This is a genomic window from Roseibium sp. LAB1 (assembly GCF_054658235.1).
In genome coordinates this window covers 109,863-123,660 of record NZ_BAAGIB010000005.1, presented here as the reverse complement: position 1 = coordinate 123,660, position 13,798 = coordinate 109,863, and the positions used below count along the sequence as shown (strand labels likewise).

Sequence of the window (13,798 nt, the reverse complement as noted above, 5' to 3'; positions counted from 1 at the left end):
TTTAATCACCGGTTGTCTCTGGCAGTTAGCCGGTGGAGCGAGTGAGGAATGGAATAATGCCTAATAACGTTAATCTTTCGGAATTTTTTGACTCAATCCGCGCCACTCTGGCCGACATCAAGAGCAATACGTCCTCGGTCAACGACATTGACGTCGTGGGTACCTACATTGAAGAAGATGGCAACGACCCCACGCCGGATGTTTCCAGCATCAATTTTGTTAACGGAACAACGGGCGCGGATGTGCCGCTCGAAGGAACATCGGGGCTGGATCTCGTTCTCGCCAGAAGCGGTAACGATATGCTTGTCGGTTACGGCAGCATCGACATCCTGCTCGGTAGTGACGATGTCGATACGGTCGACTACTCCTACCTGAACGGAACAGAGAACGGCATCTTCATCGACCTGCGCAGCGGTATCGCCGTGAGCAAGGGTGGTGACATCGATCTGCTGTCATCCATCGAGAATGCCATCGGTACGGTGAACAGCGACGTTCTGCTCGGCAACGGCCTGAACAACATCTTCTTCGGTAATGGCGGCAGTGACATCATCGATGGTCGCGGCGGCAACAAAGACGTCGCCCAGTTCAACGGCAAAGCCGAAGATTACGACATCAAAACCAACGAAGACGGTTCTGTCAGCATCGAAAGCGATTCCGGCACCACGACCCTTTACAACATCGAACTGGTTCAGTTCGGCGAAGGCAGTGAAGTCGGTGATATCCATCTTTTCAGTATCACGGATGGTGCGCTGGTCGCCCATAACGATGCAATCGACGTCACCGAAACCACTGATGACGACGAAGCGGAAGTCGCGGCAACATTCAATGTTCTCGGTAACGACGATGAACTCGGCGAAACCGGTGACCAGGTAATCACCCAGCTGGCTTTGAAAAATGCCGGCGGCGCGGAAGTCAACGTCGATGCCGTCGCTGATGCAGAAGGCATGCTCGAGGTTCAGGGTGAATACGGCACCTTGTTGCTGAACGTCGAAACGGGCGAAGCCAGCTACATCTATTCCGATGAAGCGAACCGTCTCGCCGATGGCGAGGAAGGTGTCGATACCTTCATTTATCAGGTCGTCGGTGGCGACAAGGCCGAATTCAAGGTTACGGTTACCGGTAGCAACGATGCTCCGACGATCGGCAACGACCTGTCCCTGAACTTCCTGCCCATTGTGGAATGGCCGGGTACGGAGGACGCAGGCTACGTCCATTCCCGGAGCGGTGTCTTCGAAGTCCACGATCCGGACACGGTCGTCAATCCGGCCAATTTTGAAGTCATTATCACCGAGCCGAACCTGTCCCTGGCCTCCGGAGCCGGCGACATTCTGGAAATGCCGGGCGATATCTACGCTGCCCTCACGGCCAAGGATACGAACTTCCTCTTCTGGACATTCGACCAGTTCGACGATCAGGGCCGGGTAACCTATTCCTACAAGGTTCAGGACAAGGCCATCGACTTCCTTGCCGAAGGCGATGTTCTCACGATCGATTACACGCTTCGGGTTCAGGACACGAATGACCCGGACTCCTTCGTCGAGCGCCCGATCACCGTGACGATCATCGGCACCAACGACCAGCCGGAAATCCTTGTCGAGCAGAGCGTGCTTGACTTCGCAGTCGACGAAGATCTCGACGCCAATCCGCAGAATATCGGCGAATTGACCGGCAACATTGTGGTCGACGATCCGGATCTGGGCGACACGCTCTACATCTCGGTCGAAGGCGCCGGCGAAGCGGACTATTCGGAAGGCGACATTCCGGACGGTGTCGATATCAGCAGCCTTCTGATGGCTACCAATTTCGACTTCACCAGCGGAGACGCACTGAACAACATCTTCACCGTCCCCAAGGGACCGGATGGGAATGTTGAATTCACCTATGCCTACAACGGCTCGGCTCCACTCGACTGGCTGGCGGATGGCGAAACGCTGACCCTGACGTTCGACGTGAAAGTCAGCGACCGGAACTGGTTCCCCGAAGGCACAGACACCACCCAGATCACCATCACGATCACCGGCACAAACGACGTCCCGACGCTGTCTGCGATTGACGTGAGCGGATCCATCGTTGAAGGCGATCCGTCCACCCTGTCCGACAGTGGCTCGATCGAATTCGCCGATCTCGACCTCTCCGATACGCCAACGGCAACTTTCGCGGTCAAGAGCGTTGAAGGTCTTGATGGTGTCGGCCTCACCGCCAGCCAGATCGCGAATATTCAGGCAGGTTTCGGGCTGTCCGCCGACCCGGGCAACACGAACAACGGCACGATCAACTGGTCTTACAGCGTGGCGGAAGAGCATCTTGACTTCCTCGCCGCAGACGAAAAGGTCGAAGTGGTCTACACCGTGACGGTCGACGACGGCAACGGCGGTATCGTCGATCAGGATGTTACCATCACGATCACGGGCACCAACGATGCTCCGACGATCGGCAACGACCTGTCCCTGAACTTCCTGCCCATCGTCGAGTTGCCAGACACAGAGGACGCAGGTTACGTCCATACCCGTGGCGGTGTCTTCGAGATCAATGATCCTGACACGGTCGTCAATCCGAGCAATTTTGAAGTCCAGATCAGCGAACCGAACCTGTCCCTGGCCTCCGGTGCCGGCGACATTCTGGAAATGCCGGGCGATATCTACGCTGCCCTCACGGCCAAGGATACGAACTTCCTCTTCTGGACATTCGACCAGTTCGACGATCAGGGCCGGGTAACCTATTCCTACAAGGTTCAGGACAAGGCCATCGACTTCCTTGCCGAAGGCGATGTTCTGACGATCGACTACACGCTTCGGGTTCAGGACACGAATGACCCGGACTCCTTCGTCGAGCGTCCGGTCACCGTGACGATCATCGGCACCAACGACCAGCCGGAAATCCTTGTCGAGCAAAGCGTGCTTGACTTCGCAGTCGACGAAGATCCCGACGCCAATCCGCAGAATATCGGCGAATTGACCGGCAACATCGTGGTCGACGATCCGGATCTGGGCGACACGCTCTACATCTCGGTCGAAGGCTCCGGCTCCCCGGACTATTCGGAAGGTGATATTCCGGACGGTGTCGATATCAGCAGCCTTCTGATGGCTACCAATTTCGACTTCACCAGCGGAGATGCACTGAACAACATCTTCACCGTGCCCAAGGGACCGGATGGGAATGTTGAATTCACCTATGCCTACAACGGCTCGGCTCCACTCGACTGGCTGGCGGATGGCGAAACGCTGACCCTGACGTTCGACGTAAAAGTCAGCGACCGGAACTGGTTCCCCGAAGGAACAGACACCACCCAGATCACCATCACGATCACCGGCACAAACGACGGACCGATGTTCTCTGGCGGTGTCTTCGAAGGTGCTCTCGAGGAAGCCAATACACCGGCACAGCTTGAAACATCCGGTGAGGTCTTCTTCACCGACCTTGACCTGTCCGACACGCCGGAAGTGACCGCTCAGTTCACCTCTGTCGAACCAGTCGCAGGCAGTGGTTTCACTCTGACCGCGGATCAGAAGGTTGCCTTCAACACCGCTCTGACGGTGCAGCAATCGGCCGGTAACGCCAACAACGGAAGTGCCACCTGGACCTTTGCAATCGCCGCAACGGCACTCGATTTCCTTGCCCAAGGCGAACAGCTGGAAGTCAAATACCTGCTGACCGTTACGGACGACAGCGGAGAGTCGGATACTCGGGAAGTCATGGTTGTCGTGACCGGCACCAACGACGACCCGACAATCGTCTCCCAGGATATTACCGGCGAGGTTACGGAAGCCGGTGTCGATGAAGCAGGTACCGAAGTTGCCAATGGCCAGATTGTCGGCGCAGATGTCGACATTCGGGATGTACTGACCTACTCGGCATCCGTCGTGGACGGGGCGCTCGGGCAATTCAGTATCGACGAGGACACCGGTGAATGGACCTACACCATTGATCAGTCCGACGCCGATGTTCAGGCGCTCAACCTGGGTGACAGCGTTGAGGAAGTCTACACGGTAACGGTTTCCGACAATAACGGCGGCACCGTCACTACGGACGTGACCATCACCATCAACGGCTCGAACGACGCCCCCACCATTGAGAACTACACGGGTTCGTTCACTGTCGTTCACAGTAACTCGAACAACGACGAAAGCAGCTTCAATCTCCTTGAGCTTCTATCTGCCAACGACGTTGATGATGGTGAAACAGAAACGCTCCAGATCGACGAGATCTCGGGCACTCTCAGCCTGTCAATCGCAGGCCACCAGGTGACGCTGGATATCGCCGATCTGGAAGCCGCAGGTCTTCTCAACATCGGAGAGGCCGACGGCAGCGTTACTTTCACCAATAACCTGGAACGCATAATGGCCCAGGTGATGGATCAGGGCGAAACCGCCAACATGTCCGGTACCGTGACTGTAGTGGATGTCCATGACGCCGTCTCCAACTCCGCCGAGTTCGATATCGAACTGTCGGTAGATCCGGACAAGACCAACACCTTCGGTGGTGACGACTGGACCACGGCCGGCGGCGGTGACATCCCCGAGATGCTCATCCCGACCTTTGACGAAGACGGCGACGGTCCTGTGATCGTCTGATCCTGAGATTGCCGGAGAGGGCGTAAGCGCCCTCTCCTCCCCTTTTATTAATTTTTTGGAGAGTCTACATGGCTGTGCGCAGCGCAAGGGAAAGTGTTTATCCCGCTCTCAAGGTCTATCGCTCTTCCTGGGCCGGCTTTTTTGCCGTTGGTTTCTTTTCGATCTTTGTCAATCTCGGCACCCTCGCTTCACCTCTTTACATGCAGCAGATCTTCGACCGGGTCATGCAGAGCGGCCATCTGGAAACGCTCGTCTTCCTGACAATGATTGTCATTTTCTTTCTGGCCGTGATCGCGGTTCTTGACGCTATCCGGGGTTCCATCCTTGCCAGCATCGCGAAGTGGTGGGACGAAACGGTCCATGCCGATCTGCTTCATGCGATCATTCAGACGGCAAGATCCACGGGCAGATCCCACTCACATGCCATGAACGACCTTGCGACCATCCGGCAGTTCGTTGGCAGTTCGAGCGTGCTGCCCTTCTTCGATGGGCCGTGGGTTCCCCTCTTCGTCGGCGCCATTATTCTCATTCACCCTGCCCTCGGCTTCGTCGCCGTCGCAGCCGGCGTGTTGATCGTCATGATCGCGGGTATCAACGACACCGTGACCCGCCGCCGGATGGCTGGTGCCGCGGCGGCTCGTGTGCGGGCGCAGCAGACAATCGACATCGCCACACAGCACGCAGAAAGCGTCTACAGCATGGGAATGCTGCCTGGCGTTCTCGCCCGTTACCGGAACGATAACGAACTGGTGGCCAATTCGACTTTCAGCGTCGCCTCCTTTTCAGCGAAGACTGCCGCAGTCACCAAGTTCATCCGGTTCACCGCACAGATCAGCGTCTTGGGTCTCGGGGCCTATTTCGCCACGCTCGGCGAAATTACTCCGGGCGGGATGATTGCTGCGTCAATCATCATGGGGCGCGCGCTTGCACCTGCCGAACAGGCTATTGGCGCCTGGCGGGGCATTGTTGGCGCGATGCAGTCTCACCGTCGGCTGAGAGATATTTTTCTGGCTGCCCCGCTTCACTTCGACAGGACCCAGCAACCGGATCCCAGTGGCCACCTGCAGCTCAAAGGTGTCAATTTGCTTGTTTCAGGCCAGGAACGGCCCTTGCTGCGCAACATCACCATCGACATCAAACCGGCAACGCTGAATGCAATCGTTGGGCATTCCGGGTCAGGAAAGAGCACCTTGTGCAAATTGCTGATCGGCGCAATGGATCCGAGTTCCGGCTCGGTGCGTCTTGACGGTGTCGCCATGACCAATTGGGACCCGCAACAGCTTGGTCGGAATATCGGCTACCTGTCGCAGTCCGTGGAACTGCTGCACGGCACCGTGAAGGAAAACATCGCCCGGATGGGAGAGCCGGAGGATGAAAAGGTTGTGGCTGCCGCACGCCTCGCCGGCTGCCACGACATGATCAACGGACTGCCGAACGGCTATGAAACCATGATCGGGCCGGGCGGACTTCGCCTGTCCGGCGGGCAGGCTCAGCGAGTCGGGCTGGCCAGGGCCATCTACGATCTTCCAAAGCTGATCATTCTTGATGAGCCGAACTCCAATCTGGACAGCGACGGCGAAGCGTCGCTTCAGGAGTGCCTTGTTCTCCTTCGAGAAAAAGGCTGTACGGTCATCATCGTCAGTCACAGACCATCGGCGCTTTCGAAAGTCGATCTGATTATCACCCTCGCGGACGGCACGATTCAGAAGACACAAACTGGCGAGGAGTTCATGAAGCACGCCATTCGTCCAGTCAGCGATATTCTGCAGAAACTTGGCAAGATCCAGCCGGAGCAAGCAAAACGCACTTCACCAGCCAACGAAACACAGGGAGGTCAGTGATGAACAAGCAACAAAACCCAGCGTTGTTACTCCGGCGCTCCATTCGACTTCATTGGGTCCTGGGTTTCGTCGTCGTCGCGGTTTGTTTCTTCGGCACGGGGATCTGGGCGAGTCTCGCGGAATTGTCGTCGGCCGCTATCGCTGCCGGCAAGGTCAGCCCGGACGGAAGCTTGCGCGTGGTGCAGCATCTGGAAGGCGGGATCGTGCGCGAGCTCAATGTCAAAGAGGGTGATTTCGTCAAGGACGGTCAGGTTCTCATGGTTCTTGACCAGGCACTGGCGACAGCGAACTACCTGTCGATCTATCGCAAGCACCAGCGCTATACGGTGACCAGAGACCGGCTTCTGGCACAAGAGCGTGGCGATGATACCTTCGAGGTCAAGATGCCGTCGGTCATGTCTGTCGACAAAAGCTACCAGCAGTTCGTCGCCAACGAGATTATCAAGTTCAAGGTGCGGCGCGAGCTTCTTGACAGGCAGACGAACACCTATCGTGTGCAGGCTGGCCAGGTTGAAGCAGAAATCAACAGTCTGAAAGCTCAGATCGACGGCATGGATGAGCAGATCGTGCTGCTGGACCAGGAACTGGAAAGCAAAAAGGTCCTGATGAAAAAAGGTCTCATGAGGCAGCCCGAGCTTCTGGCTCTGCAACGCAAGCGGGCCGAGCTCTGGTCGGAGCGCAATGCAATCGGCTCAACAATCGCCCGTGCCCGGCAGAAGATCGAGGAAATCAAGATCGCGGAGCTGACGGCCGTCAGCGAAGAACGTGAGAAGGTTGCCGAGCAATTGTCTGAGATCAACGCGGAGATCGCTCAGGCCGACGAGGCGCTTTCCGCCACTTCCGACATTCTGAACCGGACAGAGATCATCTCCCCGATCGAAGGGCGGGTGCTCAAGGTCAACTACAAGACGGTTGGCGGCGTCGTGCGGCCGGGCGAACCCATCATCACCATCGTTCCCCAAAACGAGGAACTCATCCTCGACACTCGCCTGCGTACGTCCGACATCGACAACGTCATGATCGGGATGGGCGCCAAAGTTCAGCTCACTTCTTTCATGGGGCGGCACATGAAGCCCTTGAAGGGGCATGTCTTCCAGGTCGGTGCCGATGCCGAAACCGACGATCAGACGGGAGAGCAGTATTACACGGTGCGGGTCCGGGTCACGTCCGACAATATCCGGGAGGCCGGGGGCGGCTTTGAGCTGGTGCCGGGCATGCCCGCACAAGTCTTCATACAAACAGGAGCCCATACGCCGATGCGCTATCTCCTGGACCCTGTGCTGCAGTCCTTTGGACGGGCATTCCGGGAAGAACGCGTTCTCTAAGTGCGCAGCCGGAAACGGCGATTGGCAGGCGTGATTGAGTGGACGGCTCTCCTTCTTGCGGTTTTCAACAACCGCACCATGGCATCTCAAGTGCCGGCGGAGGAGACCGCCCACTCGATCACGCCCGAATCTTCTGGCACAGCAGTGCGGCATATGATTTTGTTTCGTTTTCAGCTCGGAGCCGTCAACGCGTGCGGCTTGTGATTTGCGGAGTGACAGACGTTGCAAAATTCAGCAAGCGATTTTCCGATCAGGACATTCTCACGTCTCGCAGCCCTGATGGGAACAGTGATGATGTTATGCGGTGTTTCATCGGCCCTGGCGGACGAAGCAAAATTGCCTCCGTTTTCAAAAGCCGAAGTGCCGCTGGCCCCTGACTATGAGACTGCGAGCGGCTGGCTCGACAAGCCCGAGGATCCGGACAGATTTGGCGTCGATATCATCTGGATCTATCCGACGGTGCTGTTTGACAACTCGGCCTGGCTGATGGACATCACGCGCAAGGACCTTGTCGCTGCTGCTGCGGAAACCGTCACGACTGAGGCCCGAATATTTTCGGGTCAGGCTAACCTTTACGCCCCGTTCTACCGGCAGATGAACCTTGCCGGTTTCAATCTGCCGGAAAAGGAGCGTGATGCGCTCGTTGCCTATGGCGAGAACGATGTCAGCAGGGCTCTGCGCTACTACATGCAACATCACAACAAGGGCAGGCCGTTCATTCTGGCTGCCCACAGCCAGGGATCCTACGTCCTGACCCAGCTTCTGGTCGACCACTGGGGCAAGCTTGGCATCGAGGATCAGCTCATTGCCGGATATGTTGTCGGCTGGTCGATTACCGAAGAAGACCTCAGTGACAATCCGGCTATCGAGATCTGCGAGGAAGCCCATCAGACCGGTTGTTTCATCAGCTACAATTCGGTTGCTCCGGGCAAGCAGAAGGACTCGCCCGTCATTCTGCCTGGCGCCATCGTCGTCAACCCTCTGACCTGGACCCGGGAAGACACACTTGCGCCGGCGGACCTCAATCGCGGGTCGACTTTTTTCAACGATGACGACACCTATCAGACCTATCCGGGTTTCGCTTCAGCCCAGATTGCAGACGGAGGACTGGCCGTCGTGGCAAAGGACCCCAAGCGGCTTGATGTGCCGTTCTTCCCGTCCGGTGTCTATCACGGCTATGACTATCCCTTGTTCTTCGAGAACATCATGACAAATGCCGCGCAGCGCATTCAGGCCTATCTCGCCAAGAAGAAGTAGCACCGGAAAACAGACCTCAGCCAGGTGCAGACAGCTGAAATCCACGGCAAGCCCGTAGCTTTCCGTTGAGTTTTTGTTAACATTAATCTGAACACTCGGGAATCAGCGAAAACAGGTGCACATGAGCGGATCAGTCGTCACCATCGCCTCCTTGAAAGGGGGAAGCGGCAAGACCACCCTGGCAACCTGCCTCGCCGTCCATTGGCAGCTGAAAGGCCTGACACCGCTGCTGGTCGATGCCGATCCGCAAAGGTCTGTCATGCGCCTTGCCGAACGCGAACTGGCACTTGGCGGCGTTGATCTTCTCGAACAGCCCGACAAGTCCGTCTGGACGGCAATCAAGCAGCATGGACCCCGCCATGGCGTCACCATCGTCGACACGCCAGGCTTCGACAGCGATATCACGGTCGCGGCTCTCGCCGTCGCCGACCTGGTTCTCATACCGGTCAAGGCCTCGCCGCTCGATGTTGACCGGATGATGGACACCGTCAAGACGCTGATGAGTGGTGTGAAGGGCTGGGCGCCGACATTCCGCTGCGTCCTGACCCAGACGATCAGGGGAAGCGTGATCTCGAGGCATATTCGTACCGAGCTGGAAGAATCCGATTTTCCGTTGCTTGTCAACGACATGCCAAACCGGGTCGCCTATGCGGAGGCCGGCCTTTATGGCGGCACACCCAGTCTGATCGCACCGGATGGGGCAGCGGCAAACGACATCCTCGAAATCGCAAACGAAGCCGAGGCACTTCTGGCAACGAAAAAGGCCCTCAGCGCGTGAGCAAGAGACTGCCGAGAACCTCAAGACGGACGCTGGACGACCTACGCAAGGCCGCAAAGTCCGCCCTTGAAGCGGAAGACCTGCCGCATCGACCCGCGCAATCTGCCGAGCCGGCGAAATCTTCCGAAGGGGAACCGGCTCCGCAGAACCCTGACCCGCAAGAAAAACCTTCGCGTGCTAGCGCCACCGATCAGAGCGCGCACGCTCCGCTGCCCGTGACGGTGGCTGCGTCCTTTGAAACCCGCAGCCGCCCGACCAGAGCCGCCTTCCGGCAAGCTTCCGGGAGACTGATTGTGGAACGTCATGCAAATCTCGCCACTGTCGCGGGATTGATCCCAATGCCCTGGGTTGACCTTGTCGCCATCTCTGCGGTTGTTGACCACATGTTGCGCCGGTTGTCCCGCCTCTACGGTCAACAACTCGACGGATCTCGCAGCAAGCGACTGGCAACTGCTATGCTGACCGGCATGGCTGCCCCTGGTATTGCAAGTTTCGCGACAACAGGACTGATGAGCATGATGCCCAGTCCGAATTTGGTCGCGACAGCGATTACGTCCATATCCGCGGCTGTACTCGTGCGGATTGTCGGGGAAGTCTATCTCGCTCATCTCGCCGGTCTGGTGGGTGACACGACTGCAACGAGCCAAATTACGGCGATTCCAACTGTTTAAGTGCGTGGACACTTTTCATTTTCCACCAGAAAGAGTACCGTTCTGGCGGTGCGGATGCCGTACAGGAATGTAGGCCACCTTCACTTCGGTCGGACAATCGGTAAATGTCCGTGCGGATCTCAGGAGATTTCTATGGCGAGCAGAACTACCGCAAGCAAGGCTGAAGAGCCGGTTGAAGACGTCGCAGAGGCAGAAGCTGTCGAAAATGACGCGGAATTCGATATCAACCGCGAACTCACGGCTGACAATCTGATCAAGGACTATGTGATTGCGTCTGTCGCCGCGAGCATCGTTCCTGTTGCCTTTTTCGATATCGCCGCCGTCGTGGCGATACAGTTGCGCATGATCCAGAAATTGTCGCAACTCTACGGCAAGCCATTTTCCGAAAAGCTTGGCCGCAAGGTCATTTATGCGCTTGCGGGCGGCGTGCTCGGCTACGGAGCCGGTTATGTCGTGGCTGCCAGCGCCACCAAGATGATCCCCGGCATCGGCTGGATGGTCGGAATGGTGTCCCTGCCCGTGGTTGCAGGCGGTTCGACCTTTGCGGTCGGCCGGTCCATCGTGAAGCATTACGAGGAAGGCGGCACCTTGATGGATTTCAACGCCAGCAAGATGCGCGAGTTCTACAAGGAACAGTTTGAAAAGGGCAAGTCAGTTGCCCGCAAGTTCAAGCAAAAGGCTGAGGCCGAGGAAGCAACGGCGAGCGAAGCAGCGTCCTGACCGGTCTCAACCTTCCAGAAAATCTGAGCGCCGCAGTGTTCCAACACTGCGGCATTTTTGTTTCACGAAGACCTGGAACACCGATCGACTGAACAAGGGCCGGCTTCAGCGCCGTGCACATTTCAGGAAGCCTTGCCCCCCTCGCGCCGTTTCAGGCCTTGCGTCTCTTGCGGTCCCGCGACGGTCTGCGCCAGCGATCCGCAGCGAGCAGGACAATAATACCCACCAGCGGCGAGAACACGAAGGCGATCAGGAAATTTCCGACAAAGCCGAAACGCGTGTCCCTGCCCAGAATACCGATGACCCAACTGGCCAGCACCCAGATCAGGAACACCCAGGGATTCACGAAGATTGTCATTGGCCAATAGTCTCCATCGCTGAAGGAAGCGCTTCGGTCTGGTTCGCGTCAGGTCCTTCGCCATCCTGCGGATCCAAATGCAGCACCGATTTTGGCCCCAACGGTATCTTGATGCTGTCGACAGTCCGGAACTCCGTCCCGTCGTGACGCACGATAAAGATATGCGTGTCGGTAATGAGGCCGTTCCGGTCAAACACCAGCGGACCCGTCACGCCCGAAAACGGGTTCTTGTAACGGGACACTTTCAATATATCGGAGACGTGGCCGGGGTCCAGCGTTTCCGCCCTGTTGACCGCATCGCGGATCAGCAAGGTCGCGTCGTAGCCGATCGCCGCGTTCAGATCAGGCAACCGGTCGAAGGTGCTTTCAAAGTCTGCCGCGAAAGCCTTGCCCTTTTCGGAAATTGTGTCCCTGTCGTAGAGCGAAACGCCAATCACGTCTTTCATTCCCGCCTTGCCGACCTTGGCTTCAATGGCTTCGGAAAACATGTATTCCATTCCGAGGACGGGAACATCCAGACCGAGATAGCGTGCCCGTTTGATGAACTCGGCCGTCTCCTGGACCGAAGACGACACTATGAAAAAGGCATCAAAGTCTGTTCGCTTGAAGAGCTTGTTGTCCAGGACAAACATCAGCAGGTCGTCAATGGAACGCTGCGTACCTGAAAGAAAGCCCCGGTAGACCAACTCCGCACCTTCGTTCGCAACCGCTTCGGAAAAGAAATTCGCGGACTCCTTTCCATAGTCAGTCTTGTCCGAGAGAACGATGTACCGCTTCAATCCTTGCTTGAGCGCGTAGCTGGCAACGATATGCGCATTTGTGGAATTGTCCGGCTGCAGCGCGAACACGGTGTCGAAATCATGATCCGTCAGCGACCTTGCAGTGGCTTGCGTTGCAAGGAACAGCACATTTTCACGAGCATAGACGGAGCTTGCCGTGACGGCGGTGTCCGACCATTCGTGGCCAATGACTGCCAGAAGATTATCCGTTTTGGCGATCTTTCCGGAGATTTTCAGGGTTCTTGATACGATCGTCTCCAGTGGGGTCACATTCGTCGCTTCCGCTTCCCTGACAAATTCCAGCTTCAACGGCTTGCCGAGAACCAACTGACGGGTCGCATTCACCTGCGCCACCGCCATGCGGACCCCGTTGACGAAGTTGCTGTCCTCACTGTCATCGGAGTAGACCGCCACCAGTGTCAGGGAATCGTCTTCCTGCCCGAAGAGATCTGCCAGATATCCGGCCAGACGTGACACTGTCGGGGCGGTGGAATTTATCCTGGAAAGAGCAACGCCCAGAACTCCGAGGCCGAGCACAAGAAGAATGCCCGCGAAAAGCAGCTTTCGCGCCCATTTCCTGGCTCTTCCCTTTGCCGGTGGATCTGTCTCGTCCCGCGCCATCACGTCTATCTGTCGCCGCCGAGAATGATCGGCAGGCCATCCTTGCCCGAACCGATGACGACCGTCTTGGAATTCGGCGATGTCGCCAGGTCCTTGGTGGCCTGCACCCCCTGCCATCTGAGCAGGTTTTCGGTCAGGCTTTTCTTGATCGTGTCCTGGTACTTCTGAATACCCCCAGCCTCGATCGCCTTGCGCTTAGCCTCTTCTTCCTCGATTTCGATACGGTATTTGTAGGCCTTCTGTTCCTCCGACAGCGTCAGCTTGCGCTCAATCGCCAGACGAACCGCGGACGGCAGTTCCACGTTCCGCACCAGCACATTGTCGACGATCACATATCTGTCCTCGACGCTTGTCAGACTGCTGATGACCACCGATTCCAGAAATCCGAGTTTGCTCGTGTAGACCTGTTCTGGCGTGTATTGCCCGACAGCGCGGCGCAGGACCGCCTCCGTTTCGGGGAAGACGACCTTGTCGAGATATTCCGGCCCGACCGTGACGTGCAACAACGGCAAGAGACGCAGATCAGGCTGATAGCGAACCGCAATCTGCAGATCGATCGGCAGGCCGTCCTTTGTCAGCATCGTGTAGTTGCGTTCTTTGGTCTGGAGGCGGACGTTGTAGATATACATCCTGTTCCACGGCCAGAGGATGTGCAGCCCCTCGCCATAGATCTGGTTCATCTCCGTTCCGGACACCCAGCGATAGAGCACACCGGCTTCACCTGAGTGAACCGTAATGACAATCCGGTTCCACAGAACTGCCACGGCAACGCCGAACGCCAATAGCATGATGAACAGGTAGAGCTGCAACTGGCGCCGCCGCTCACCTCTCAACGCCTCCTCGTAGTCGTCGAATTCGTCTTCATAAGCCATTCGGC

At 57.2% G+C, this 13,798-nt stretch carries 10 protein-coding genes; 7 read left to right on the top strand and 3 right to left on the bottom strand.

Features of this window, described 5'->3' with window-relative positions:
• Positions 1–56: 56 nt before the first annotated feature.
• The 7 genes from ACYQ54_RS25060 (at position 57) to ACYQ54_RS25030 (ending at position 11,163) form a co-directional block, all read left to right on the top strand.
• The gene (locus tag ACYQ54_RS25060) at positions 57–4,571 is read left to right on the top strand and encodes a VCBS domain-containing protein (RefSeq protein WP_460087347.1); all 4,515 of its coding nucleotides are present in this window, start codon (positions 57–59) and stop codon (positions 4,569–4,571) included.
• A 68-nt stretch (positions 4,572–4,639) separates the two neighbouring features.
• Positions 4,640–6,412, top strand: coding sequence for a type I secretion system permease/ATPase (locus ACYQ54_RS25055; protein WP_460087345.1), 1,773 nt, complete (start codon positions 4,640–4,642; stop codon positions 6,410–6,412).
• Positions 6,412–7,737, top strand: a complete 1,326-nt coding sequence (locus ACYQ54_RS25050) for an HlyD family type I secretion periplasmic adaptor subunit (RefSeq protein ID WP_460087344.1) — start codon at positions 6,412–6,414, stop codon at positions 7,735–7,737. Before ACYQ54_RS25055 ends, ACYQ54_RS25050 begins: the two co-directional genes overlap by 1 nt.
• A gap of 222 nt (positions 7,738–7,959) precedes the next feature.
• Positions 7,960–8,994: a DUF3089 domain-containing protein gene (locus tag ACYQ54_RS25045; protein ID WP_460087343.1), complete on the top strand. Its 1,035-nt coding sequence runs from the start codon at positions 7,960–7,962 to the stop codon at positions 8,992–8,994.
• Positions 8,995–9,115: 121 nt separating this feature from the next.
• Positions 9,116–9,772 (top strand): nucleotide-binding protein, encoded by a 657-nt coding sequence (locus ACYQ54_RS25040; protein ID WP_460087342.1) that lies wholly within the window; start codon positions 9,116–9,118, stop codon positions 9,770–9,772.
• Positions 9,769–10,443 (top strand): DUF697 domain-containing protein, encoded by a 675-nt coding sequence (locus ACYQ54_RS25035; protein ID WP_460087341.1) that lies wholly within the window; start codon positions 9,769–9,771, stop codon positions 10,441–10,443. The genes ACYQ54_RS25040 and ACYQ54_RS25035 overlap by 4 nt, the downstream gene beginning before the upstream one ends.
• Positions 10,444–10,575: 132 nt before the next feature.
• Entirely contained in the window at positions 10,576–11,163 is a 588-nt protein-coding gene (locus ACYQ54_RS25030; RefSeq protein WP_460087340.1) for a YcjF family protein, read from the top strand.
• Between the two features lie 151 nt (positions 11,164–11,314).
• Here ACYQ54_RS25030 and ACYQ54_RS25025 read toward each other — a convergent pair whose 3' ends face one another.
• From ACYQ54_RS25025 to ACYQ54_RS25015, 3 genes are read right to left on the bottom strand one after another with little or no spacing between them, the layout of a single operon-like run.
• Positions 11,315–11,521: a hypothetical protein gene (locus ACYQ54_RS25025; RefSeq protein WP_460087339.1), complete on the bottom strand. Its 207-nt coding sequence runs from the start codon at positions 11,519–11,521 to the stop codon at positions 11,315–11,317.
• On the bottom strand, positions 11,518–12,921 hold the full coding sequence (locus ACYQ54_RS25020) for an ABC transporter substrate-binding protein (protein ID WP_460087338.1): 1,404 nt from the start codon (positions 12,919–12,921) through the stop codon (positions 11,518–11,520). The genes ACYQ54_RS25025 and ACYQ54_RS25020 overlap by 4 nt, the downstream gene beginning before the upstream one ends.
• A 5-nt stretch (positions 12,922–12,926) precedes the next feature.
• Positions 12,927–13,793, bottom strand: a complete 867-nt coding sequence (locus ACYQ54_RS25015) for a prohibitin family protein (RefSeq protein WP_460087337.1) — start codon at positions 13,791–13,793, stop codon at positions 12,927–12,929.
• Positions 13,794–13,798: the final 5 nt, after the last annotated feature.